This window comes from Ferdinandcohnia jepli (genome assembly GCF_047246645.1).
Classification (GTDB): domain Bacteria; phylum Bacillota; class Bacilli; order Bacillales; family Bacillaceae_L; genus Ferdinandcohnia.
The window spans coordinates 74,893-100,697 of sequence record NZ_JBFOKR010000006.1 but is presented as its reverse complement, the minus strand read 5'-3'; the positions used below and the strand labels follow the sequence as shown (position 1 = coordinate 100,697).

The window sequence follows — 25,805 nt, the reverse complement described above, 5'->3', positions numbered from 1 at the left end:
AATTACCTCTCTTTACTCATGTAAAATGCAAAAATGCCCCTTTCATACTGAAAGGGACATCGAAATACGTAACAAATTATCTCGACTTATCTTTCAGAATGAATGTCATTCTGCAGGAATTGGCACCTTCCCAAAATGGGGGTTGCCGGACGTCGTAGGGCCTAGTCCCTCGGTCGCTCTGGATAAGTTTGATTGAATATGTAATTAACTTAGTTATGATACTACAAAGGTATCGTTTTTTTGTCAATCACTAGTAAATCCTAAACAGGTGTTGTTAAACGCTTACAATGGCTCTATTTCAACCTAAAAAATTTTTTGTAAAATTTTTAATTGTATACTTACCTACCTTCGTACTCTTATTTAATTGGATGTTTTGAAGAATATTCGGGTATGCTATGGGTAAGTATGAAAAGGAGGCTATCATATGAATATTGATCCAACTATGATCTATGAAAAGATGCCTGATTTTAATAGTCATGAAGAAGCTAGAGAATGGTTTAAAAGTGAATACCAAGACAAATTTCTTTTGCGAACTCATGATGAAGTAGATGGTAAAAAGGTGTTTTTCTATCATATTGTAAAAGACCCAGAAGTTTACCAACAATACATGGAAAGCTTTGCAAAGCCTGGTGAACATGAAATCACAAACATGAAAACGTTTGAAAGCTATTCAACTGTTGAAATTAGCGAAGACGGAGACATTAGCATTACTCAATAGCATTACATAATTGGGAGACTCTCTACTTGAAGAGTCTCTTTTTATTTCACAATTTATTTCTACATCCGAAATACTTGTGTTAAAATCCATTTATATTCGTATAAGGGGGAACAAATAATGGAGCATCTAATTGTACTAAACAAAGATGAAGATACAATCTCTATAGTTGATTTAGAAACAAGCGAGGTAATTAAAACAATTGAAACAAGTCATAATCCACATGAGGTTATTGTTTCACTAGATAAGAAAAAGACCTATGTTGCATGTTCATTAGGGAATAAGCTTGATATTATCGACAATGAAACATTTGAAATTACAAAGCGACTTGAGCATCCCGATTTCAATTTCCCTCACGGTTTAGGGCTAACGAAGGATGGCAAAAAGCTATACCTAGCTTCTACGTATAGTGAGAAAGTATTTATTATTAACACAGAAACGGATGAGATTGAGAAAATACTACCTACTTATCAAAAGTATTCGCATATGGTTTCTTTTTCACCAGATGGTAATACGTGTTATGTCCCAAATATCGGCAGCCATAATATTACCGTTATCGATGTACAAAAAGAAGAAATTATAAACCATATTCCTGTTGGACCAGGTCCTGAAGGTGTTGCTGTGCATCCTGATGGAAACCATCTTTACGTTGCAAATCAAGATGACAACACATTATTTGTTCTTGATACAAAAACATATGAAGTATTACATAAGCGTAGGGTCGGCAGCATACCAGTTCGGCTAGTATTTTCTCCAGACGGAAAGTACGCGTTAATTGCCAACCGTGATTCGAGTGATGTTTCTGTCATTCAAGTAGAACATAAGGTGAATGAACAAGTCCGTCCTTGGGAGATAAAACGAATCCCTGTTGGTAGATGGGCTGGCGGTATCGTATTTAATGAACAAGGTACATATGCATACGTTGCAAACAACAAAACAAATGATATTTCAATTATAAATATGAGCACATTAAAAGAAGAAGGTCGAATTGATGTAGGGATACATCCAGATGGTATTGCATTCTTAAACCGATAAAAAAAGTTAGAAAACTCGGCGATTGCTGAGACTTTAGGCGACAGCAGAGCCGTAGTTATGCAGATAGGAAAGAATTTTATGCTTTCCTATCTGCTAAAAAAGCCCACAACTGGGCTTTTTTATCTTCAACATAATTCAATTCCTTTTGATTCCCTCACAAGAAAAGCCACAAACTCATCTTTACCTAGTGGTGGACTATATAAATACCCCTGTATTTCATCACAGCCCATTTTAACTAGTAAATGACTTTCCTCTTCGGTTTCCACCCCTTCCGCTACTACATTTAATCGTAGTCCGTGAGCTATATCAAAAATGGATTTAACTAGTAGTTCTTGCTTTTCGTTTTCGTCTATATTTTGAATAAACTGTCTATCAATTTTAATTTCATCAATTGGTAGTTTTAGTAATTGATAAAGGGATGAATATCCTTTTCCAAAGTCATCAATTGAGATCTGTACACCTAGTTTTTTTAGCTCTTTGATGACAATTGCAACATGTTGCGGTTCTTTAATAAATACACTTTCTGTTATTTCGAGTTTTAAAAACTGTGGTTCCAACCCTGAAATATCTAATGCATTCTTTACCATGGTTACCAAATACTCTTGTTGAAAGTGTGTGGCTGATATATTAACCGAAATAGGCACTGATAAAATCCCTTCATCCTGCCAGAGTTTATTTTGAACACAAGCCCGTACAAGAGACCAATCATCTATTTGTGAGATTAGTCCAATCTCTTCTGCAATTGGGATAAATAGGCCCGGTGATACAGGACCTAACTTAGGATCATTCCATCGAAGCAATGCCTCAATACTTGTTACTTTTCCTGCTAGTGATTTTGGCTGATAGAACTGCTCAAAGTCGCCTTTTTCAACAACAGCGCGAAGTGCATTTTCAATCATTAGACGAGATTGAAATTTATCCTTCATGGATTGGTCAAAGAATTGGACGATGTTTCCTCCTTGTTCTTTGGACATATACATCGCAATATCAGCATACTTCACTAGCGTGTCAAGATCGTCACCATCATCTGGATACATGCTTACTCCGACACTTGCTGTAATATAATGCGCCTGGCCACCGACCTCAAAATAGGTTGAGAACTCCTTAAGGACTAACTCTAGAGTATTTTTAGCTTCCTCTTTGTGATCCATACAATGGACAATTACAAATTCATCTCCACCCAAACGGAATACTTCTCTATTATCTTGTTGCAACTTTTTTAATTTGTTAGCAGTGATTTTCAGTAGTCGGTCACCTTCATCGTGGCCTAATGTATCATTAATTTGTTTAAATTGGTTTAAGTCAATAAAGATGATCGCAATATGCTTATTATTGGTGATGCGAATAAGTTCCCTCACATACTTTTGAAAGTAATATCGGTTAGGCAATGAAGTAAGTCCATCGTAAAATGCTAGACGATGTAGTTTTTCCTCAGATTCCCTTAATTGAGCTGTTTGCTCACTTAGAACTGCGTTCATCTCAATACTTTCCTGAAATAATTCCTTTAATTTATCTGCCATTTTCCGTAAGTTCTTGCTTAACACTCGTAGTTCGGCAATTGTACTTTGAGGCCATTCAATTATTTCTAAGTTACGTAATTTTTGCGGCAAACCTGTTGTAATAATCGTTAGTTGTTTTAGATTAATAGTAAGCATACGACTGACAGCTGCTACCAAAATTATGATACCTATTGCAAATAAAAGTAAATACTTCAATTGATCAAGAGCAACAATAAATATTTCTTCTTGATATTGTGCGATCGGGAATTTAAGAACAATTTGATAAGAATCTATCTGTCTAACATAAAAATAGGAACCTTCTGCCCACCTAACGATAGGATGAATCGTTTCATTATTTTTTGGAAATCCTTCATAAAGATTTGGAGACATCTCTTTTAAAAAATAATTCTCCTCTAGATTATATCCCATCGTAGTTTCAGCCATTGATAAGCTCGATGCTATAATATGATTCTTATTATTGACAATTATAATGTCATTTTCGATGGATTTATTATAAGCAATAATCTCTTCCAACTGACCTATCACTTCATTACTACTAGTTTCCAATTCCTCTCCAATACGATTATGAATTTCGCTTTCGATACGCGTTGCTCGTGCATCTGCTTTCGTGATAAGGTCCTTTGAAATCGTTTCATACGTATACAATGTGTTAGCAAGTAAGCTTATAAAAAAAGGAACAAGAATAGAAAAAATAGTAATATGAGAGATAAACTGATGGATGGAGACATTGTTTTTACTTATCCTTTTATTTTTAACCAGCTTATAAAAAGGAAAATAGGCTAATAGCATATCAGCAATTAATACATTAGAAAGACCGTTTAAAATATCTTTACTAACTTGAAAATAAAGAGCACTACCAGCAATCGTTGGCCGATAAATGAAAAAGAGAAGAAGCGCTCCTATTACCAACCAAAAAAGAGCGTCTACAAAAAACATTTTAGACTTTCGTTTTCCAAGAAAAAATAAACCTACAAATATACTTTCTATTAAGACAACAAGAGAATAATGCACACTACTAAAGTCGTCAGGGACAAATAGAATAGCAATTAATCCAGTTACAATTGTAGCTGTCAATCCATAGATTCTAAGAATTAAAAACATAAAAACACTTGAGAAAGTAAACGTGATTCCGTATATAAATGTTAGCTTTTCATTAGAAGCTAGAAATACCAATCCCATAAGAGCTAACAAGAGGACAATCTCACTATTAAATTTACGAATAATTGGTTTATATCCTATCATGTTTCTCTCCTAATTACCTTCTATAAAAGGTTTTCACCGCGAGTATGTTATTAAAATTTATCATACCATAATACAACTCTAAGAGGGATGTTTGAATTCTACCAGAGTGATTAAGTAGTTTTCTGAATTTGTTGGTATTTCGTAACATCCTTTTCTAAGCCATCCTATTATAGAAACCTATAATGATAGTAGTGACTACTATTATAGAAAACAGGTGAGGAAAATGCATGGTAGAATATACCCACAACATCCAATAATCGACTATAATCTAAACCCGTTTATCGCTATTTGGGAAGTAACAAGGGCTTGTCAGTTAAAGTGTGTACATTGCAGAGCAGATGCACAAACCAAACCACACCCTGATGAATTAAACCACGAGGAAGGAATAAAACTCATCGACCAGATCTATGAAATGAATAACCCTATGCTTGTGTTCTCGGGCGGGGATTGTATGTTGCGTGAGGATTTGTTTGAATTAGCAGATTACGCTATTAAAAAGGGGATGCGTGTTTCTATAACCCCAAGTGCGACTGAGAATGTAACAAAAGAAAGAATGCAATTAGCTAAGGAGGTTGGTTTATCTAGGTGGGCATTCAGTCTTGATGGTCCAACTCCAGAAATACATGACCATTTTAGAGGAACAGCCGGCTCTTTTCAGCTAACAATTGAAAAAATAAAGTACTTGAATGAACTTAATATGCCTTTACAAATTAACACAGTTATTTCTACATATAATTACAAGCATCTTGCTGAAATGGCAGAGCTCGTAAAAGAACTAAAAGCAGTTATGTGGTATATCTTTTTGCTAGTCCCCACTGGTAGGGGACAACTCGATGCATGTATCACTCCCACTGAACATGAACAGGTTTTTCTATGGTTATATGAGTTAAATAAAACATCTCCATTTGACATCAAAACAACGGCTGCACAGCATTATAGACGTGTTGTTCACCAACAAAAGGTGAAGGAACATAAACTAGAACGAGGTACCATTCGTTATGAAGATACGATTTCCACTGATTATGCTTCCTTGATTGATGGGCTGAAGCGCGCCCCAAAAGGAGTAAATGATGGGAATGGATTTATTTTTATATCTCACGTCGGGGATGTGTTCCCTAGCGGACTATTACCTATTAAAGTAGGAAATGTGAGAAAAAGGACATTAAAAGAAATCTACCGTGAATCACCAGTACTTAAAGAGCTTCGCAACCCAGATTTATATAAAGGAAAATGCGGAGTCTGTGAGTATCGTTATATTTGTGGAGGTTCACGCTCAAGAACATTTGCTTTAACAGGCGATTACTTAGAAAGCGAGCCTTATTGTGTATATATACCGGAGGCTATGCGCGGGAAAAAGACGGTCTAAGACTTTTTTTATTGCTGTTATGAAGAAAGTTTTATAAAGCTTTTTATCAATTTTGTCCTTCATCCCCTTTATGAAGGACTGTTCTTTTTTGGTTTCTATCAATTTTGTCCTTCAACCCTCTTATGAAGGACTGTTCTTTTTTGGTTTTTATCAACTATGTCCTTCATCACTCTTATGAAGGACTGTTCTTTTCGGTTTTTATCATCTGTTTCCTTCATCACTCTTATGAAGGACTGTTCTTTTTGGCTTTTATCAACTGTGTCCTTCATTACTCTTATGAAGGACTGTTCATTCTGGCCAGGGTAAGTAAAAAGGCAACTCTCCTTTTAACATAGGTGAGTTGCCTTAACTATTATTTATTTCTTTCTAACAACGCCACTGCTTCAACATGAACAGTATGAGGGAATAAGTCAACAGGCTGTACAACCTTTAACGTATAGCCAAACGGCTCAAGTTCTTTAATATCCGTTGCAAATGTATCTGGGTTACATGATACATAAACAATACGTTCTGGTTGAGAGCGTCCAATTCTTCTCATTACCTTTCCACCCGCACCTGAACGTGGTGGATCAAGTAATAATAATTCTGGAGTTCCGAAGCTTTCTAATACTTCATCAATCCCTTTTCTCGCATCTTTTGCCAAGAAATACGTATTTTCAAGACCATTGTCCTTTGCATTTCGCTTTGCTGATTCTATTGAGGTTTCAACAATTTCAATACCTGCAAGCTTTTCTACTCGAGATGCAAATGGAAGTGAAAACGTTCCTACACCACAAAATAGATCGATCATTTTTTCATCTTTCTTTGGTTCACCAAATTCGACCGCTAAATCGACTAACTTTTGTGCTTGTGTTGGATTTGTTTGGAAGAATGTATCAAACCATAGACGGAAACGATAACCGTCCATTTCATCGTATATGAAGTCACGACCAGATAAGATATGACTTTTCTCAGATTGAGTTCGATCAGCCCAATCCGTATTTTCAAGCCACATTAAGCTTTTTACTTCAGGAAACTTATCACCGATACGTTTTACTAAATCATCAACTGCTGTTTGCAGATTGTTTTCCGGAGCTTCTGTTGCAAAAAGAGCAAGCATGATCTCGCCCGTTACAAAGGATTGTCTCACCATTAAGTGTCGAAGCAGTCCCTCATGTCTGTCTTTATTATAGCCTTTTAATTGATGGTCCTTCGCCCATGTTGCAACTTCCATTGCAGCCTCTACCATTTTCTCTCCAGCAATTAGGCATGTTTCAAGTGAAATAATTTTTCTAAAGTTACCTTGTTCATGAAGACCAAGCTCACCCTCTGGTGAGAAGGTAAACTCCATTTTATTACGGTAATGCCATGGATTTTCCATACCCATCGTATCTCGGACAAGGCTTGTGTCAAACCCTTGGGCCTCAAGTACACTCTTCACATAAGTTGTCTTTTGCTGCAGTTGGCCATTATAGTTCCAATGCTGCCATACACAACCTCCACATTTTTCAAAATGTGGACATGCCGATTCAATGCGGTGTTCGTGACTTTCAAGAATTTCCTCTGGCATTACCTTTCTTCTCTTTCTGTCAGGTTGATCTACAGTTACACGCACTTTCTCACCAGGGAGAGTTTGCGGGATGGTAAGCTTCAGCTTTTTCTTTCTACCTTCTTCATTCTCACGCCATACAGCAGCTTGGCCAGAACCTTTTTCATCTAAATGGCTTATTTCAGCAATCATTATTTCTGGTTTTGTTGTGGTCATTAATGCTCCTCCTTCTTACAGCTTGCATCTATTAAAATATATATTTTTATTTATAATATGGTTTTTATCAAACATGTTAGGTTGTTGCAGGGGTAATGTTAGCCCCTGCTTTGTCGATATATTCATTTGTGTCCTATTTTAAAGCATACTAAACTAGTATATAGGACAATGACTCAATTTGGAATTATTAAATCGCTAGTAGATATTAACATTAGTACACTGCCTAGGTTTTAAAGTAATTAAATATATATGCTGTATTCTTAAAAGAACAATAAATATAAAACACGAAAAGCAATCACCATTGGTGGCAATTGCTATCATAGTTCGTTTTTCATAGTATGTTAAGAATCACGGTTCACCATATAATTTAATAAGTGTTTAAAAAAGGATGTTTTATTTGGTACCTCTTTCAAGGTTTCCGTGGCAAGACAGTAATGATCCCACATTGCTTTTTTTGCTTCTTCTTCGCCCAATATTGTCACAAAGGTTGAGCGATTGTTCTCCATGTCTTTCCCCACTGATTTACCTAGTATCGTGCTTTCTCCCTCTACATCAAGAAGGTCATCTTTGATTTGAAAGGCGATACCAGCATGTTTCGCGAATTTTTTTAATGATATTATTTCTGATTCTTTTGCTTGTGCCAGGATTGCCGGCATGACAAGAGATGCTTCAAATGCTATGCCTGTTTTATAAAAACACATCATATTCAATTGTTCTAAAGATAATCTTTCACCCTGCGTATTCAAGTCCATCGCTTGCCCTCGACACATCTCTCCAACAACACGTGCGGAATATTGTATTAAACTGAGTACTGATTTTGTATCGAATTCGTCAAGTAATGTTTGTTCCTCAATTGCCCTTTGCGTTAGAAATAGTCCTGTCAATTCTGCGATTGCAGTGTTATACACATGATGAAGGGTTGGATACCCCCTTCGAGTTAACGCATTATCCTGTGATGGAAGATCATCAAAAATAAGAGACGCAGTATGCATATATTCCAATGATTTAATAAGTGGTAGCAACGCTGCTTTACTTAGACCGTATTCATTTACCCCTAATACATAAGTGATAATCGGTCTTAATCGCTTACCGTCGCTTTCAAGACTGTAATTTGCTGCATCAACAATTTGCTCCTTCAGTAAGGGGAACACTTCTTTTTCAGGTATTGGTAATATCTCGTTTATTTCACTACGTACAGATTTAACGAGATTCATAAAGGTTTCCTGCTCTTCCCTTTCATTTTTCAGGGTAGTAATGATTTGATCTCTAAGTAATTTATCAAAGAAATCAACATCATCTGCTTTTCGAACCATCTTTTGAATAACCTGATTAAATGCAGGGTTTCCAGAGGCAAATAGTTGCATGACTTCCTTGTACTTCGTCTTTCCAATTCGTTCTTGACATCTCTTCAACCCGTTTATAGCACGATCAAGGATAACCTCACACGCATTCTGATCGGAGTTATATACGTTATGGATTAAGTTTGAGATAACTGCCCAATATAACTCAAATGGATTTATTAGGTCAGAGCGCTTATTATGATATTTTATATAATACGTGTACGGAGTTACTGCACCATCCTGTAAATCATCAAACATATCAGCAAAATCATCTGCTAGCTGATTATAAATTCCATAAAAGAAGGTTCGATTATCAAATCCTTCATCCTCGGGAGCACCGATCACTGAACGAGCAATCAGCCGTGAAGAAGAGGATTTAAGAATAACAGGTATATAGAGTTCTTCATTTGTGTAAGAAGGATTGGTTAAATCCTTTATCCGGTCCACTTCCTGTGAATGAAAGAACACATATGATTGATCAAAAAATGTCTCAATCTGATTGTGCTGCTGTTTAGACTTTATATATTCAAAGGCTTCTTGTAGTTCAGCATGGATAAACACCATTAACTCTTCATTACTACCTGCCCACTCTAGTTGAGGTACTGAACGGTGAATAAGAGTAGTGCGAATTAAATTAGAATACTCTCTCTTTTCATTTTCATTTAAGACGGTCGAATCTAAGAGATCATCTATAAAAGGATACGTTAGTCCGTAGCAATATCCTAGTCTAATAGCTTCATCCAGTCTATTTGTACGATCAACTTGCGAAATTTCCTGTCCCATTTCTTCAATTGCATGCATTAAAACGCCAGCAATTATCTTAATCAACTTTCTCTGGGCATGAGTAGAATCCATGCCGTCTGGTATATTTTCAGATACCTTCTTTAATTTACTCATTAACCATATGAAGGAGGATTCAATTCCTTCTTTCTGTGCCCATCGGTATAATCCTGGCACACTATATATTTCCGTTTTTTCTTCAGAACTAGCAGTAAGTTGTGTCTTGAGATTCTCTATTATTTCTCTAATTCGTACCTGTGTTTCAGTCGATTCAAGGTGCTTACCCAAATCTCTCATAAAAATATATGAAATGCTTCTATTTAAGTAATTATCAAGTTTTCCTGTTATTTCCAACCAGTCGATATATCGGTGGTAGTCCTTGTAATCAGGTTGTTTCTTTCGGGATAGATTACTCAGTATCGAGTAGTTGTGAATATGGTTGTGTTTCCAGGATTGAAAATCCTTCATCAGGACATTGACATAGTTTTTTTCCAGTACCTGTTTATGAAGGGTTTTGAAATAGTTTTCCGCTTTCTCCTCTGCTAACCGATAGCATGTGTCAACGTTCATGTTTGATCCAACATTCATTTATTTACTACCTCTAATTCATGGGATTTTCGCTTATTGTTATCTATGCAAAGTCTCGAACTAGTATTAATAACATCAATATATCATTTTATTAATCATTAATATCAACTTATTAAAAATTAATGCTATCATCTATAAAAAAATCCCTCAAAACAATTGTTTGAGGGGGAAGTTGTTTAAATTCTATTTCGGCTCTATTCTAAAAAATGCCTTTTTACTTTGAGAGCTTATATACAAAGTTTACATAGACAGGTTAATTGAAATATACTTTATTTCACAAGCGATTCAAGCACATATGCGGTTTCAAAGCCGCCTCTTGTTGCATCTGAAAGGGAGGCATGTCCAGCTGCGTCTCCAATGACGAAGACATTTTCAATATGCTTTCGAAGAGTTTCTTCTAACGGATTATAGGATTCGACTCCCATCGCAATGACCACTTGATCAGTTTCAATCAAACGCTGTTCACCTCGGTCTTTTTCCACCACTAGTAATCCATCCTGCATAATTTTCCAGACTTCATTTCCTAACACGATATTTACATTTTCTTTTTTCAGTTTATCTAACAGCCTTAACCTTGTTGCAGCCCCTATTCTACTTCCAGACTTTGTTGGGACTTCAATAAATGTTACAGAATTCCCTTTTTCCGCCAGTCTTCTACAAGTACTGTGACAGACCATACCACTACCAATTACCGCAACTCTCTGATTGATGTATTTATCCAATTCAAGCTTTACTGTATCGTATTGATGTACATGTGGAAGCTCAATACCTTGAATATTTGGTAATAATGGCTTAGATCCAGTCGCAAGAATAACTGCAAATGGCTGTAGTGAACGAATTTCTTCAGTTGTAACCTCTGTGTTTAGTTTAACATTTACATGTAATCTGCTCATTTCACTTGATAGATAATTTATATATAAATCCATTTTCTTTTTATAAACTGGTTCTGTTACTAGATTTAATTGTCCACCAAGTTTGCCCATCTTCTCGAATAAGGTTACTTCATACCCTTTTTCGGTTAATACTCTGGCAGCTTCCATCCCACCTGGACCTCCACCAACAATCACAACATGTCTTCCTTCTTCAATTTTTCTCATCTCATTAAATTCTAGCTCTCTACCAGTTCTAGCATTAACAGAGCATTCAACATGACCCTTGGAATATACACAATGAAGACAGGAGATACACATTCTTATTTCACTTTCACGTCGTTCCGAGACTTTTCGAACCCAATCCGGTTCTGCAATGAGTCCTCGACCAATTGCAACAAAATCTGCTTTTTCATCAGCAAGTATGGATTCTACATAGTTTGGTTCACGAATCGAACCTACTGTGATCACTGGTATGTTTACTTCCTTTTTTATCTCCTCGGCAAGATATACCTTCCAGCCTTGTTCATATAGTGGGGTATCAATGATTTTATCCATTGAGTTGTAATTTCCCGCACTAGCATGAAGGCCATCCACTCCAATATTCTCTAAGTAACGACTAATTTTCTTGCTGAGTCTAACATCAATTCCTTCTTCATCAAATTCATCAACACTTAGCCGAACTGTAACAGGATAATCTTTCCCGCATTGATTTTTTATACCTAGAACGATTTCCTCTAAAAACCTCATCCTGTTTTCAAAACTACCACCGTATTCATCTGTTCGTAAGTTTGTATTGGGACTTAAGAACTGATTGATTAAGTACCCATGAGCACCATGAAGTTCAACTCCATCGATACCCGCATGCTTACAGCGAACAGCAGCTGCTATAAACTTTTGAATAGTTTCCTTTACCTCTAAAGTAGTCAATTCCCGTGGTTGTTCCCCGATAGCCTCACACATAACCGGACTTGGGGCTACAATCTGTTTACCACCTAATAGGGTTGAAGTTGATTCTCTTCCTGCATGATGAAGCTGAACAAATATTTTCGCACCATATTTTTGGATAGCCTTGGCTAAACGGTGAAACCCATTAATTAAGGAATCATCATCAATCCGTAATTGATTGATTGCCCCTCTGCCATATTCGTAATCAATGCATGTGTACTCTGTTATAATTAGTCCTGTTCCACCCTTTGCTCTTTCTTCATAGTAAGCGATGAGGTGATCATTAACTTCACCGTTTGGCCCAGCCAATCTAGTACCCATTGCTGGCATGACAATTCTATTTTTTAATAGTAAACTACCTATTTTTCCTCTTTGGAATAAATAATGATATCCCATAGTAGTTCCCCCTCCTATGTGAATCAATTCACAAGTTATCTTAAAATATACTCCATTAACTATTATAGACCTGGAAACGAGTCTAATTTGTGATAGTAATTTGACATTTTAAAGTAAAAAATCCGAAACGCTTTACACGTCTCGGATTCTCTTCTCTATCTCTGCAGTGTTACATTTTGGGTTACATACGTTTTAACAGCATTCACTAAACGGTCTACTTCCTCTTCTGTATTATATGGAGCAAGACCTGCGCGAATCCAGCCACCATTATCATTAACTCCTAATTTATCTGCGAGGGTAGAAGCATAAAAATCCCCACTTGCAATAAAAATAGACTCGTTCTCTGCAATCCACCTACATACTTCAACAGGATCGGTTCCCTTAATAGTAAAAGCAATAGTTGGTGTTTTAGGAGTTAGGTTATCCGCTTGATATAGTGTTACTTCAGGAATACTAGCTAACCCGTTTCTAAGCTTATTCGCTAACCTATTTTCATGCTCTTCTAAATTAATAAACGCGTTTTCAATTCTTTCACGTCTGGTTGCCCCAGTTCCTAAGCTTGCGATAAAGTTTACCGCTGCTTCTATAGAGGCAATTGCTTCGTGGCTTTGTGTACCAGTCTCAAGCTTATCTGGAAAATAACTAGGTGCGGGTTGTAATTTATAGGTAGATAACGTTTTAAAAATCTCTTCTCTTATGACTGCCATACCTAGGTGTGGACCGAAAAACTTATAGGCCGAGCAGAATAACAAATCAGCACCTATTTTATCACGGTCAATTGCAAAGTGAGGAGCAGCGTGTACTGCATCAACTGCTAGTAAAGCACCTACTTGGTGAGCTCGTTTAGATATCTCCTCAACATCAACGATAGTTCCAACGGCATTTGAAGCCAAAGTTACAGCTACTAGTTTTGTATTTTCATCGATTAATTGTGGTAAATGTGATAGATCGAGAGTAAGGGTTTCAGTATCAACTGGAATAAAACGAACCTCTGTATTTGACTCTTGTGCTGCACTTGCCCAAGTATCTACGTTCGAGCGATGGTCAATTTCAGTTACGACAATATTATCTTTACCCGTCCACTCATTTTTCAGGACTCTTGAGACTGAAAACATAAGAGATGTTGTATTCTGTCCAAAAGCCACCTCTGTTGGTTTAGCTCCTACAAGATCTGCCATAGCACATCTAGCAGCATCAATATACTCCTCTGTCTCCTTACTAGTTGGGAATTCACCATGTAGATTCGCTCCACCATTTGTCATATAAGCAACCATAGAGTCAATTACTGACTGAACCACTTGTGAGCCGCCTGGTCCATCCATATACACAACTTGTTTTCCTTTATATTTCCGTGATACAGCTGGAAATTGGTTACGGATTTCTTGAATTGAGAACATGTTATCCCTACCTCCTTTGATACTTCCTCATTACTAGTAATACTCTATTTTAGTGTTATTTCCTGCATATATCTAAAAAGTTAGGACTATAAAAAAAGAACCCTCTATAATTATATAGAGGATCATGAAATTCTATACGGTTCTTTTTACTAGTCTACGAGGTTATCTTATCTGGTGGCCCGCTAGCTCATATTTTCTAGCCAAATTCATGATCAGAGCCGTAGTTGGTCACATTCTTATAACCTTTCTAAAAATTATTCTCTGTAAACTTCTTTTTCAAAGGAAGTACCATTACTATAGATAACTTTTAAAAGGAGACTATTAAACTCCCCATCTTTACTTGGAAAATGAATACTATGCTCACGTTCTGGTCCATAAGGGTCTTCATCATTATAATTACTTGTATCAAGCTTTTCTTCTTCTACCTTTGTGTTATTTTTATATTTAATTAAATATGCTTCCTCTAAGAAGATGTCACTTTCGTTTTTATATTGGGTAACTGATACGCTGAAGTCATCTCCTTCAAGATAGACCGAGGTTTCCAAATACCCATAATACCTCATCGCAAGTTCCCCAAGATGAACAGTATCAATTTCACTGCTCTTTATAACATCCTCATTTGAGACTGTGATATAATATGAAAAATCATTTTTATCTATTTCTTCCTTACTATACTCTTCATAGCCTCTTACACTCTCTTCTACCATGGTCTGATTATTATTGGAGATTATAGTGTTTACAGACCACTCTGGCTCTACATTCACTTCAATAGGAACAGAAGCTTCAAACAATCCATCTCCCGGTGTTTTAGCAGTAACTGACTGATACTCTTGTTTATCTCCATATTTATAATGAATAGCTACTAAAGAATTTGGTACAAGTTCTTTTACTTGCCACTTAAAATACAAATTTGCTTTACCATTTTTTACATTCTGGTCTTGAATCTCCCATTGAACGGTGCTGATCCAGCTTTGCTCCTGTTTAAAATCTTCGATAATGTTCGTCACATTACTTGTCTGTTCACTAACATTGCTCATAATATCCATTTGGGAGAGTGATATATTTTCTAAGCTATTTTCAATAGTAGTTATTTTCGAGAACAAAAAGAAATTAAGTAATAAGCTACTTGCCACTATAATCAGAATGATAATTTTAACATACTTCATCATTGCCCTCCTCCTCCCTCTTTAACAGTAATATTATGTACGTTTTAACGCAATCAAAGTTTCAATAATTCTGAAAATAAAAATCATAAATAAAGTGCCTTCCAATTAAGATGGCACTAACTTAGTTATTTTGTATAACGGTTCGCATAAGAAGATGCAACAAAAGCATCAGGTTTTATCTTTGGCTCTACACCAATCGCTTCCAATCTTGTTACCATTTCATTAACGAATTCACGTGTTTTATTTCTCTTTCCAGCACCTATATCAATATGCCCCTCCATTGTAAAAGAAGCACCTTGATATAAATTTGGAAGAACGATATCAATTAACCTTGCCTTCTTTTCCTCGGTAAATAAAGCTACAATCTCCTCTGATAAAGATAACTCATATGATATCCTCTCATGTAAATGTTTCATTTTCCTTGGTACAACCACTTTTCTAATGCAAGCCCAGACGCCCTTCCCTTCATTTAAAATAACAATTCCTGTAATAAAAACTGTTTTTGTTTGATGAACTTGGGAATCTGTACCGATTATCAACCGAAATCTGCCGTGGGCTTGCGATTGCATAAAATTGATTATATGGTTAAAAACTTGATCAAAACTCATCTCTTTTTCGCTTAAATTACTAAACAAGTAGGGACGGTCAGAACTGTTTTCCATAAGTACACATCACAACTTTCCCAGCCTTTTTAAGACTTGCTTTTTATTTATCTTATGGCGGGAATCATTTTGATGTGTTTAGGACTAATAATTTTTGAGTTGAAAATGGGGTTTGTTTCGAATTTTTATTTTAATCTGTACTATTCGTAAAATATTAATTCAATCAAACGTTTGTTTAGCGGTTACTCCTAGGAATAACAAGGGGTTCGGTTTTCAAACAAGCGTTTGTTTGGTTCGACTTTTGGGTTGTATTTTTGGCTGTTATACTTCTAAGAAGATTTGGTTTAAGAATAGAAAAACTGACCTTTGTATTTAATTTTCATTATCATCAGTACTAATCGTAAAATATTTATTCAATCAAACGTTTGTTTAGCTGTTACTCCCAGGAATAACAAGGGGTTCGGTTTTCAAACAAGCGTTTGTTTAGTTGGAATATAGGGTTGTTTCATGTGCTGTTACACCTTGGAAAGTGCGTTAAAAACACCTTATTTTAGTTGAAAAAGCTTCTAAATCTACACACCGCTTGTGGGTGGCACTGGCACCAGTTTTACCATGAGCACCACTCGAATCCTGCACTTTCGGGTGGCGCTGACACCTTTTTTACCACTAGCACCACTCGGACTCGCCAACTTCTCGTGGAGCTTCACTCATTTTTGCTACCCTCACTACCAAAATAGGAACCAGTAGATTACTTTAGAAGCTAAAATAAAAAAACGGGACAAGGAAACCCTTGACCCATTACAAAAATGCTTTAATTTTAGGAAATACCTTTAGTGCTGTGTTGTAAAATACATCCTCGTGATACTCTTCCGGGATGATATCTTTAATAAATTCAATATATGGCTTGAGAGGAGTTAGTGGCCAATCAGTACCGAATAAGAATTTTTCATAATTATTTGTGAATGTTAAGGCATGCAGCAGATGGTCAAAGAATCTTGTTTCCTGGAGTTTTTTAATGTCACCATCTGCACCAACTACAAGTCCTGATAAATCAGCATACACATTTGAGTTTTTATATACCACTTCTGCCCCATCAAGTACCCAAGGGTCTCCAAAGTGAGCCATCATAATCGTCATGTCTCTATGCTTTACGGCCACCTCATCTATTGCTAGAGGATGTGAGAAACGCAATCTGCCTCGCTCCGAATACGTGTCTCCAGTGTGATAGACGACAGGGACATTGTACTTCTTAGCAATCTTGTAGACTGGTTCATATACCTCATCATAGGCGAAAAATGGGTAATACCCAAGATAGATTTTTATACCTACACATTCAGGCTGTTGAACCTCTTTTTCTAATTGTAATAGAGCCTCTTCATCAAGTTTAAAAGGATTAATACCTGCGCAGTAGACCACATTTTTAGGTATATCCGCTGTGAGATCAATCCCCATGGGAGAGGTTGAGGCTGAGTCGGGAAATCCTTCCCCAGCCGTTTCAGTTACTCCCATTGCAATTCCGAGTACCACATTGTTTTCTTTGAATTCCTTTTGTAGTCCTTCAAATGAGTAATCCACTTTGGATATATTTCTTGCTGTTTCATGAAAGCTTTTTATTTCTGAATAATGGATATGTGCGTCAATTATTTTCATGATTAACCTCTTTAAATGTCATTCTTCGAAGTTCATTTACTTCGTCTGTAGTTAAGATCTCGTTAGAACCAACGAGGAAGGAAGGCGCTGAAAGGTGTTCTTTACCATTCGCTAATTGAATTTCTCTCCAAAGAGCCACCTGCATGACCTCTTTATTCAAATAAGCTTCACCTTCAACAGCTTCCCGCTCAACTATTAGCTGTAATTTCTGTTCATCCTTAGCAGAGCCAATAATAATATGCTCAGATACTTCAGGCGTGATTTCTGTTGTTCCTGCTAGATATTTTTTGTCACTACCCACATTTTGCAACCAGCCTAGTTTAAAGCTTGCCTCTGTATGCCAATTTTTATAATGCATATACGTTCCTGTATTTTGAACAAGCTTTGTAACAAGTGCCAGGACAGGAATACCAGGTAGCATTACGTAATACTGATGAATTTCAAGCCCCTTATAATCCTCATTTTGAGTGAAGGTGGTCGAAATCTTTATACCTTTCCATAACCTTCCTTCATGATCAAGTAATGTCCCTTCGGATACTGAGGATTCTTCCTTTGCATACGATTTATAATTGATCCCTTTAAATACTGTATGAATACCGCCACTCCATGGATTCCACCATGCTTTTGGTCCGAGAGTCGGAAACGATGAGACTAACCATTCCGTACCATTTACCTTAAATGAGAATAATGTTGGATAAAAGCTTTCAGCAGCTGCAATAGATAATTCACCATTACTTGCTTCTAAAACTTCGACATCATCTTTCAATACTTTATTAATGGAAACAGGCTCTTTTGTAGGGTTGAAAAATAAGGTTTGTTTACAGCCTTTTACCCCATTTATTTCATAGTTAACTTGAATCTTTGAAAAAGGTGTTGTGGCCTTTTCTACAGAAGAGTGCACTTCTTTTGTTTCATCCCCTTGTGTAACTGTTATCGGAGCGCCATTATTAAATGAAACATTGCCCTGTATGTACCCCGCTTTTCTATCAGTCAATAACACTTCACTAGCTTTTGTTTCTAGTAAAAAGTCGCTTAAACCAGGTGCTGTTCTTAGACTTTTTCTTATTGCAAACTCTCGAAACTCTTCCCAGGTTTGGTACGCACCGAAAGAATGGTACACAGGTTTCGTTCTCTTTTCACCATTCCCTTCAATTTTGCCAAGGTTATGCTCTACATACATATACCAATTTTCAAAATGAATGTTTGCTTCGCTCGGCCAAGTGATTCCATGAGAATAAGAGTCATACCTTGAGAATAACCAGTTTTCAGTTAATTCCTTACTATTCCAAAGACCATAATCAGAGTAGGCTTTGTCATCTACTTGTATCACGTCATTTTTCATGACAAAAACTGGTTTATTTAATTCATGATAGAATGGGTGATATATCCAAATAGGCTCGGTAGTATCTGAATTATTTTTGTTGCGTACGATAAACGAATATTCAACAATACCTTCACCATACAGCTTGGAAACACTAACTAGTTCCACATTTGCAAAGTCAGAAGATTCATAGGTTGCATATAAAACGATTGCCCCCTCTTCTTCTTTATATTCTACTAATTTCGGCTTTCGTTTTGAGAATTCACTCGAATATGGCTTTCCTAGTTTAGGAAACATGCTGATTGTTTTCTGTGCTTTACTAGTGATTCTGCCCGGAATAAGATCATTATCAAATTTACTTAAATAAAGATGATACAGCCCATTATATATATGCCAATAGTCATCACACTCTCCGTAAAAACGAGCTCCCAGTCCCTTAAAACCTATTCCGATTTGCTTAGTAAACTGATGCTCTACACCACTTTCCCTCTCAACCTTAATCTCAATAGATGGATTGTAGAAGCCATATTTTAATAGAATATACGGGACTGGAATAGATGTCTTCCCTTTTAAATCTACTGTCACGCTAAAAGTAGTTTGCTTAAGTGAAAGTAGCTCATTTTCTGGAATGGACAGTGTAAACTTTGCAGATTCATTGAAATTATTTTCTAGGTCAATATAAAAAACAGACTCTTCATTTACATAGCACTGGGAACCAGGAACAACCCCTGTTAGTTTTGCTGGTAGTTTTGGTAAAACACCTACTGCAAATTTTGCCTTTTTCCCATTAATCCATATATCAGTAACGACAGCAGGATGTGTTCTCCAATTACTTTGCTCTTCCTCAAGTTGAGATAGATGAAAAGTTGCCTCAAGGACAGTCTCATCTTCCACTGTAAGAGACTGCTCATAGGAAAATTGAACAATTTTATTATTTTTACCTTTAAGTTCAACTTGTAGTGGTTGACCAGTTTTATTTTTTATATAATAACGGATCTTATATGTAGCATCACTTACCAGTTTAAAGTCCTCAACTGAAGCAGTAATGGCATAATCATTTGTCTCAATTGAACGGATGCCACGACCAGTTCGTTCAAACTCCATTCGAAGCTTCTCTCCGTTTGAATCCCATGAATACTCATAATAAGTAAACTCATTCTCTTTTTTACCGTCAGGCGTGACTTCAATCATTCTTGTACTTGCATTATACCAATCTATTTTTTCAAAATAACTTTTTACTGCTTCAGTGTTTAGTACAGTTGGCATGAAGTTCATCAAATGGGTTGAATCGTCACGATCTTCCCAGAAGAATCCGCATTTCTTGTATAATGGTACAGCCTTCGTATTCCCAGCCCATGTATACAAATCAAGTCTCGGCCAGTTTAACTCAACTGCTCGTTCTATTGCTTTTAAGCAAAGCATCTTCCCTATTTTCTGTCCATGGTAATCTGTGCGAACATTTAACAGAGGGATGTATAAAGCACCCTCATCTTCTCGGTATTCACTCAGACCGCAATACCCGACTACCTTATCTCCATCCATTGCTAAATAAAGATTAAGATTGCTAGAGTTTGCTTCTTGTGTACGTACCTTTTCTTCTGTTGTTATATGAGAATCTCCACCCCATCCCTCACGGCTTAGATTCCACATCTCAGCAACGCCAGCTGCCAGACCATCATGATATTCGACGATTTCAATTTTCTGTTTCGTTTGTTTCATTATGTAATCCTCCATATGAATAGTATGGCTCTCATTTCTCTCATACACCACAATCATAGTATGCGGTGATTAGTCAATTAATCCCGATAACATACTCAAAAGGTAGTACATTCTCTCATCATACTAATTCAATTTTCATTTCCAATAAACCTTCTTAAAACAGGAAAAAGTCTTTAAGTGTGTCTCTACAGTTGCTTGTCCCCACTCTAGTATGACGTGACAATTGACTATGACAGTACTTCAAAATACCTATTATTCTAAAAAAAATTTCTTGTAAAAACGACATATACTATTATATTCTCCCTATTTTTCTAGGAAGAAGGTTTTAAGAATTGTAATTTCTCCTTTTATTTTGTAAATCAGTTTACCTTTACAATGCTTTTCTCTGTAATGATAATTTAGGTGAACTTAAAATAGAGGAGGAATTACATGTATAGGAAATCAATTGCAGTAGTTTTGGCCGCAGGATTGGTTCTAAGTGTAAATGGAGTTTCAGCAAGTGGGCCTAATGGAGCTCCGAATTCTCAATCGGCAACAGCCTTTGATAACAAGATTATTAAAAAAATAAACGCTGACAATATGTATAACCGCATCGCACTGCTTTCAGAACAGCCCCGTGCAGCCGGCACTGAGGGTGAGTATAAAGCTGTTCAGTACATAAAAAGTCAGTTTGAGGAATATGGGTATGAAACTGAAATTCAGCCTTTTATTTTTCATGAGGTGCTAAGAGGTACAGGCTCTCTGTTAATTAATGGTGAATCTTTAAACCCATATGTATTTTCAGGATCATTTAGTGATGAAGTGACTGCAGAAATAATCCACGTTGGGAAAGCTCTTGCTGGGACAGTACCTGATGAGGTAGACGGAAAAATAGCTTTGATTGAGCGAGGAGATATAACTTTTGTTGAAAAGGTTCAAAATGTGTTGGATAAAGGTGCAGTTGGGGTAATCATGTACAATAACAGTGGTACTTCCAACCGCTTTGGACAAGCTAACCCTGGACAGGATATTCCTGCAGTTGCAATTACCATGGAACAAGGTTTAAATCTAGTTGAACAGTTAGAAAATGGGCCGTTAGAGGCAACATTAAAAGTAGAAGGCTCTGGATATATTGAAAAAACATCCTATAATGTAATTGCATCCAAAAAACCTCATAAGAACAAAGATAATGGCCAAATTGTAATGGTTGGTGCACATCATGACTCTGTTCCTGGTGGGCCTGGAGCAAATGATGATGCTTCTGGTGTTTCCGCAGTATTAGAGCTTGCTAGAGTTATGGCAAATATGCCAACTGACACGGAACTCCGTTTCGTTACTTTTGGGGCTGAAGAAAAAGGGCTGTTAGGGTCTTATCATTATGCAAGTACACTAAGTGAGGATGAGGCTGATAGAATCGTAGCACACTTCCAGATGGATATGGTTGGAGCGAGAGATGCTGGTGCTGATCATCCTGCTGGTGGATTAATAATGTATACGATTGATGGTCAGAAAAATTTAGTAACAGACTTAGGAGCTGCCGCAGGGGCAAGAACATCTGAATTAATCCCATATGGGCAGTTAGGTAGAAGTGATCACCAACCTTTCCACGAGCTTGGGATTCCAGCAGCATTATTTATCCACTCACCTGTTGAGGATTCATATCACTCGCCTGAAGACACACTAGATAAGATTGATAAAAATAAACTGCAACAAGCTGCCGAAATTGTAGGTGCATCTATTTATCAGATTGCTAGACCAGACACGCCTGCACTAGAACATGCAAGAGTTGCACCAGGTCCAGTAGAATACGAATTTGAGGATCGTCCTGTTCAGTAATAATATATAAAAACAACTCTGATTTAATAATTGGGGTTGTTTTTTGTGTATGTGAAAGTAACACTCATCTCCTGAAGGGACAAGCATAGACTGGTATAAGACTTGTTTTATGCGGAGGAATAATTATGACTCAGATACGTTCGAGGTTAACTTCATCGTTATATGCATTGATTTCGATTAGTTTTTGGGGAGTTTCATTCGTATCAACAAAGGCTGTATTAGGAAAGCTTGACCCATTCTCAGTACTTGTGCTGCGTTTTGGTATCGGGTCCTTATTTTTACTATTTCTTATTTTAGTTCAACGTAAATGGCAGCGGATATCCATTCGCTATATTCCACACGTGATAGTCTTAGGCATCCTTGGAGTTTTTGTACATCAGGTACTCCAAGCGACTGCTTTGTTAACAATTGACGCTTCATCTGCCGGATGGCTTATTTCATTTTCACCTATTTTTACAGTAATCCTATCAATTCTGTTTCTACATGAAAAGATAAATATACAAAAGGCATTGGGAATGATACTAGCCATTATTGGTGTGCTTTTAGTTTCAATTTCAAGAAGTGGACAATCTTTTGAAATTGTTATAAATATCGGTTTCCTGCTTATGGTCTTAAGCACGCTAAACTGGGCAGTGTATTCAGTGCTGTTAAAAAGCTTAAAAATACCCTATCCCCCGCTTTTAGTTACATTTTATATGTGTGTAATAGGGTTCATACTAACCACACCTTTTATTATTCGCGACAGAGGCTGGGAAACACTCACTCTGTTAAATCAAACGGAGTGGGCGCATTTACTGTTTCTTGGTATTTTTGTGTCTGGAATCGGATACTGGTATTGGGGGAAGGCACTTGAAGGTTTGGAAGCATCCAAGGTTTCTATGTTCCTCTATTTAGAGCCAATTATAACTTTAATAGCTGCTGTTTTACTATTACAAGAAAGAATTATCCTCGTAAGTGTCGCAGGAGGAATTATTATTATAATTGGCGTCATAATTGTTAACGGGCAGTTTGGCCAACTGTGTCCACCCCTTTCAAGAAAAGATGAGTAAAAATTTTGTTAGATGTAGGACTAGGAGAGAATAAAAAATCCCCTATTTGTAACTGTAGATTCTCATACTCTACAAATAGGAGATTTTTATATCAGACGTAAACTATTTAGGGCTCACATTATGATTATGACGGAATGTATTCTTGTGATCGTAGTTACTCTTTATTTCTATTAATCTATCATAATTATCTTGGAACGCAGCTTGTACCGCCTCCTCTTTCTCACCAATCCCATTTAGATATGAGGCTTTTTTATGAGAAAATGGCAGTAATCCATCATACACGGAATCAACCCACTGCTTGCATACATTGTCATCGCCTGCCATTGCCATCATATCAACTAAGAGGACAAACTTTGCATCTCGAATAGCAAATGGTGTTGCATCTGAAGGTACACGGTTCATCTGTCCTCCAAGAGCCCAAAGCTGTACAAGGATGCTTGGAGCAGGTGCGTTTTCAATCTTATTCAGAAGTTGGTCAATGATATCATCTGTTAAGATATCAAAGTAAAGGGACGTTCCATAGACTCTTACATGATTAGGTACCATTGGATCCAGCTTCTTTTGATAATCCGCAAAAGGGATAACACCCGTTTGGTCAACAATTGGCTGGGCTAATTCACGTAGTGGTTGAAAGGCTACTTCTCCTTCGTTTACATTGCCAACATACACTCCTGTTAACATTACGACCTTTTTAAAATGGAGAAACTCAGGTAAGAATGGTGCAGGAGGTAAAACAGTTGCTGTAAGGTTAATTGAAACTGCTTCGTCCGGAGCTTGTGCTAGATAAGCTTGTAACTTTTGTAGAATTTCTTTCGTATCCTTAAGGTCATACATTACATCTAAGGCGTATACTTCCGGCCCGACTCTATGTAATGAAAATTCAAACGAAGTCACGACCCCAAAATTTCCTCCGCCACCGCGGATTGCCCAATATAACTCAGAATGGTTTTCTTCATTCACATAAACGGCATCCCCGTCTGCGGTAACGACTCTTGCTCCTACAATATTGTCACATGTTAATCCGTACTTTCCTCTTAAATAACCGAGTCCACCACTAAGTGCTAATCCAGCAACACCTGTTTCAGAAACTGTTCCGGTCGGTACTGCCAATCCGTATTTTTGTGTTTCTGAATCTATATCCCCTAATGTTGCGCCGCCAGCCACAATTGCAATTTGCCTTGTTTGATCGACAGTTACATTTCGCATTGAGGATAAATCAATCATCAACCCACCCTCACAAACAGCAAAACCACCTACATGATGACCACCGCCACGAATGGAAATAGATAGGTTATTATCATTTGCGAATTGCACAGCAGCTACAACGTCTTCTTCCGATTCACAAACTACGATCGCTGCAGGACTTTTATCAAATACTGCATTCCAAACCTTTCTCTTTTCTTCAAAGAGTGCATCATTCGGAAGGACTAATCTACTACCCACTTGTTTTTCAAGCACACTATACATCCATACACCATCCCTTAGTTTTAAAGATTTACATAGTACAAATATACTAAACACCCTTCTATAATACTATTTAAATATTGAAATTATTACCAATTATTCCGGTCCTTTCGTCTTATATAGTTTTTATACGCAAAAAAAGGAAGAGACATATCGCTCTTCCTTCGTATCCATTATTAAGAATCCAATTTTATATCATGTTTTTTAATGATTGATTTGACAATATGTATTGAGTCCCATTCACCAGATGAAAATAAGGTAATGGGATATTTTTTAGGGAAAAGTGCTTTCTGAATCACTTCAGGTGTCTTTCCTTCAGCATAGAGTTTCAGTATATTTCCTTGTAACTCCAACAAATATGCTAGCTTTCGCTTTAATGCTTCACGGCCTTTATTCAGATACCCAGCATGACTGCAAAACACATCTTCAAAGTCGTAGGTTAAGACTGTTTTTAATGAATCAATTAGTACCGGAATATTTTCCTCTCGGAGGACTACCTTTGTCTTTTCTTGACAATATAGATCTCCAGTAAAAAGTTGGCCAGTTTCCTCATTCAAGAAAGCAAGATGATCAATTGCATGGCCTGGGGTTTTTATGACTTTCCAAGTTGCATTCCGAGAATGAAAAGTCTCATTTATGGATTCTGCTTGAAATGGTTTACGTCTTCCCCAGAATAATTGCCTATACAGCGGATAATCTGCTCTTCTCTTACAATAGTCAATCATACTATCACTCATGAAAAGGGGTAAATGGAGCTCCTCCTGTAAATACGAGGCACAACCTGTATGATCTTCATGAAAATGAGTCATAACCACTTTATCAATATCAAGATCCTTAAAAAAGGGTCTAAAATACTTTTCTAGTGACCTGGCACCTGTATCAATTAACACCCCATCAACATAAAAGCAGTGAACATTTAATCTTACATTTTGGAAGGCTATCCTCCCATTTCCCATCTGCACACCATTTACTGTCACTTGGTCAAAACGCTTTTTTAACAGCATAGCCTTCCCTCCATAGCCATTTTTTCTATAGTAACACAATATGAATGATCATTCATATAAGTTAAAATAGCTATT

Annotated in this window: 17 protein-coding genes and 1 riboswitch; of the genes, 5 read left to right on the top strand and 12 right to left on the bottom strand. The window is 36.8% G+C overall.

Going from position 1 to position 25,805, the window contains the following annotated elements; translation table 11 throughout:
• Positions 1-83: 83 nt before the first annotated feature.
• A riboswitch (SAM riboswitch) is annotated at positions 84-189 on the bottom strand.
• A 235-nt stretch (positions 190-424) separates the two neighbouring features.
• Both AB3M96_RS07890 and AB3M96_RS07885 read left to right on the top strand, forming a co-directional pair.
• Complete coding sequence (locus tag AB3M96_RS07890; RefSeq protein ID WP_412967039.1) at positions 425-718, top strand: hypothetical protein; 294 nt, start codon at positions 425-427, stop codon at positions 716-718.
• 117 nt (positions 719-835) lie between these two features.
• Entirely contained in the window at positions 836-1,750 is a 915-nt protein-coding gene (locus AB3M96_RS07885; RefSeq protein WP_412967038.1) for a YncE family protein, read from the top strand.
• A 125-nt stretch (positions 1,751-1,875) separates the two neighbouring features.
• Here AB3M96_RS07885 and AB3M96_RS07880 read toward each other — a convergent pair whose 3' ends face one another.
• Positions 1,876-4,512: a putative bifunctional diguanylate cyclase/phosphodiesterase gene (locus AB3M96_RS07880; RefSeq protein WP_412967037.1), complete on the bottom strand. Its 2,637-nt coding sequence runs from the start codon at positions 4,510-4,512 to the stop codon at positions 1,876-1,878.
• Between the two features lie 223 nt (positions 4,513-4,735).
• On the opposite strand from AB3M96_RS07880, the gene AB3M96_RS07875 reads away from it, so the two are divergent.
• Positions 4,736-5,878: a TIGR04053 family radical SAM/SPASM domain-containing protein gene (locus AB3M96_RS07875; RefSeq protein WP_412967036.1), complete on the top strand. Its 1,143-nt coding sequence runs from the start codon at positions 4,736-4,738 to the stop codon at positions 5,876-5,878.
• A gap of 98 nt (positions 5,879-5,976) precedes the next feature.
• Here the strand turns inward: AB3M96_RS07875 and AB3M96_RS07870 are convergent, their stop codons facing one another.
• The 9 genes from AB3M96_RS07870 to AB3M96_RS07830 form a co-directional block, all read right to left on the bottom strand.
• Complete coding sequence (locus AB3M96_RS07870; RefSeq protein WP_412967035.1) at positions 5,977-6,147, bottom strand: hypothetical protein; 171 nt, start codon at positions 6,145-6,147, stop codon at positions 5,977-5,979.
• 83 nt (positions 6,148-6,230) lie between these two features.
• Positions 6,231-7,622 (bottom strand): 23S rRNA (uracil(1939)-C(5))-methyltransferase RlmD, encoded by a 1,392-nt coding sequence (gene rlmD / locus AB3M96_RS07865; protein WP_412967034.1) that lies wholly within the window; start codon positions 7,620-7,622, stop codon positions 6,231-6,233.
• A 341-nt stretch (positions 7,623-7,963) separates the two neighbouring features.
• Positions 7,964-10,330, bottom strand: a complete 2,367-nt coding sequence (locus tag AB3M96_RS07860; protein ID WP_412967033.1) for a polyprenyl synthetase family protein — start codon at positions 10,328-10,330, stop codon at positions 7,964-7,966.
• A 269-nt stretch (positions 10,331-10,599) separates the two neighbouring features.
• On the bottom strand, positions 10,600-12,543 hold the full coding sequence (locus AB3M96_RS07855; protein WP_412967032.1) for an oxidoreductase: 1,944 nt from the start codon (positions 12,541-12,543) through the stop codon (positions 10,600-10,602).
• A gap of 155 nt (positions 12,544-12,698) precedes the next feature.
• A complete protein-coding gene (locus tag AB3M96_RS07850) occupies positions 12,699-13,940 on the bottom strand; it encodes a cysteine desulfurase-like protein (protein WP_412967031.1) in 1,242 nt (413 codons plus the stop codon).
• A gap of 254 nt (positions 13,941-14,194) precedes the next feature.
• Positions 14,195-15,106, bottom strand: coding sequence for a hypothetical protein (locus AB3M96_RS07845; RefSeq protein ID WP_412967030.1), 912 nt, complete (start codon positions 15,104-15,106; stop codon positions 14,195-14,197).
• 125 nt (positions 15,107-15,231) lie between these two features.
• Complete coding sequence (locus AB3M96_RS07840) at positions 15,232-15,768, bottom strand: ribonuclease H-like YkuK family protein (RefSeq protein ID WP_412967029.1); 537 nt, start codon at positions 15,766-15,768, stop codon at positions 15,232-15,234.
• A 738-nt stretch (positions 15,769-16,506) separates the two neighbouring features.
• Positions 16,507-17,358 carry an amidohydrolase family protein gene (locus AB3M96_RS07835; protein WP_412967028.1) on the bottom strand — a complete coding sequence of 284 codons (852 nt, stop codon included), beginning with the start codon at positions 17,356-17,358 and terminating at the stop codon, positions 16,507-16,509.
• Positions 17,345-20,398, bottom strand: a complete 3,054-nt coding sequence (locus AB3M96_RS07830) for a GNAT family N-acetyltransferase (protein ID WP_412967027.1) — start codon at positions 20,396-20,398, stop codon at positions 17,345-17,347. The genes AB3M96_RS07835 and AB3M96_RS07830 overlap by 14 nt, the downstream gene beginning before the upstream one ends.
• Positions 20,399-20,827: 429 nt before the next feature.
• Here AB3M96_RS07830 and AB3M96_RS07825 point away from each other — a divergent pair, with 429 nt between their 5' ends.
• Both AB3M96_RS07825 and AB3M96_RS07820 read left to right on the top strand, forming a co-directional pair.
• Positions 20,828-22,213: a M20/M25/M40 family metallo-hydrolase gene (locus AB3M96_RS07825; protein WP_412967026.1), complete on the top strand. Its 1,386-nt coding sequence runs from the start codon at positions 20,828-20,830 to the stop codon at positions 22,211-22,213.
• Between the two features lie 125 nt (positions 22,214-22,338).
• The gene (locus AB3M96_RS07820; RefSeq protein WP_412967025.1) at positions 22,339-23,262 is read left to right on the top strand and encodes a DMT family transporter; all 924 of its coding nucleotides are present in this window, start codon (positions 22,339-22,341) and stop codon (positions 23,260-23,262) included.
• A 102-nt stretch (positions 23,263-23,364) separates the two neighbouring features.
• Here AB3M96_RS07820 and AB3M96_RS07815 read toward each other — a convergent pair whose 3' ends face one another.
• Entirely contained in the window at positions 23,365-24,729 is a 1,365-nt protein-coding gene (locus AB3M96_RS07815; protein WP_412967024.1) for an FAD-binding oxidoreductase, read from the bottom strand.
• 173 nt (positions 24,730-24,902) lie between these two features.
• Positions 24,903-25,730 carry an MBL fold metallo-hydrolase gene (locus AB3M96_RS07810; protein ID WP_412967023.1) on the bottom strand — a complete coding sequence of 276 codons (828 nt, stop codon included), beginning with the start codon at positions 25,728-25,730 and terminating at the stop codon, positions 24,903-24,905.
• Between the last annotated feature and the right edge of the window lie 75 nt (positions 25,731-25,805).

Excerpts from the sequence above, each read along its gene's own strand:
- AB3M96_RS07890 (WP_412967039.1), top strand. The coding sequence starts at position 425 with ATGAATATTGATCCAACTATGATCTATGAAAAGATGCCTGATTTTAAT.
- AB3M96_RS07885 (WP_412967038.1), top strand. The coding sequence starts at position 836 with ATGGAGCATCTAATTGTACTAAACAAAGATGAAGATACAATCTCTATA.
- AB3M96_RS07880 (WP_412967037.1), bottom strand. The coding sequence starts at position 4,512 with ATGATAGGATATAAACCAATTATTCGTAAATTTAATAGTGAGATTGTC.
- AB3M96_RS07875 (WP_412967036.1), top strand. The coding sequence starts at position 4,736 with ATGCATGGTAGAATATACCCACAACATCCAATAATCGACTATAATCTA.
- AB3M96_RS07870 (WP_412967035.1), bottom strand. The coding sequence starts at position 6,147 with ATGAAGGACACAGTTGATAAAAGCCAAAAAGAACAGTCCTTCATAAGA.
- rlmD (WP_412967034.1), bottom strand. The coding sequence starts at position 7,622 with ATGACCACAACAAAACCAGAAATAATGATTGCTGAAATAAGCCATTTA.
- AB3M96_RS07860 (WP_412967033.1), bottom strand. The coding sequence starts at position 10,330 with ATGAATGTTGGATCAAACATGAACGTTGACACATGCTATCGGTTAGCA.
- AB3M96_RS07855 (WP_412967032.1), bottom strand. The coding sequence starts at position 12,543 with ATGGGATATCATTATTTATTCCAAAGAGGAAAAATAGGTAGTTTACTA.
- AB3M96_RS07850 (WP_412967031.1), bottom strand. The coding sequence starts at position 13,940 with ATGTTCTCAATTCAAGAAATCCGTAACCAATTTCCAGCTGTATCACGG.
- AB3M96_RS07845 (WP_412967030.1), bottom strand. The coding sequence starts at position 15,106 with ATGAAGTATGTTAAAATTATCATTCTGATTATAGTGGCAAGTAGCTTA.
- AB3M96_RS07840 (WP_412967029.1), bottom strand. The coding sequence starts at position 15,768 with ATGGAAAACAGTTCTGACCGTCCCTACTTGTTTAGTAATTTAAGCGAA.
- AB3M96_RS07835 (WP_412967028.1), bottom strand. The coding sequence starts at position 17,358 with ATGAAAATAATTGACGCACATATCCATTATTCAGAAATAAAAAGCTTT.
- AB3M96_RS07830 (WP_412967027.1), bottom strand. The coding sequence starts at position 20,398 with ATGAAACAAACGAAACAGAAAATTGAAATCGTCGAATATCATGATGGT.
- AB3M96_RS07825 (WP_412967026.1), top strand. The coding sequence starts at position 20,828 with ATGTATAGGAAATCAATTGCAGTAGTTTTGGCCGCAGGATTGGTTCTA.
- AB3M96_RS07820 (WP_412967025.1), top strand. The coding sequence starts at position 22,339 with ATGACTCAGATACGTTCGAGGTTAACTTCATCGTTATATGCATTGATT.
- AB3M96_RS07815 (WP_412967024.1), bottom strand. The coding sequence starts at position 24,729 with ATGTATAGTGTGCTTGAAAAACAAGTGGGTAGTAGATTAGTCCTTCCG.
- AB3M96_RS07810 (WP_412967023.1), bottom strand. The coding sequence starts at position 25,730 with ATGCTGTTAAAAAAGCGTTTTGACCAAGTGACAGTAAATGGTGTGCAG.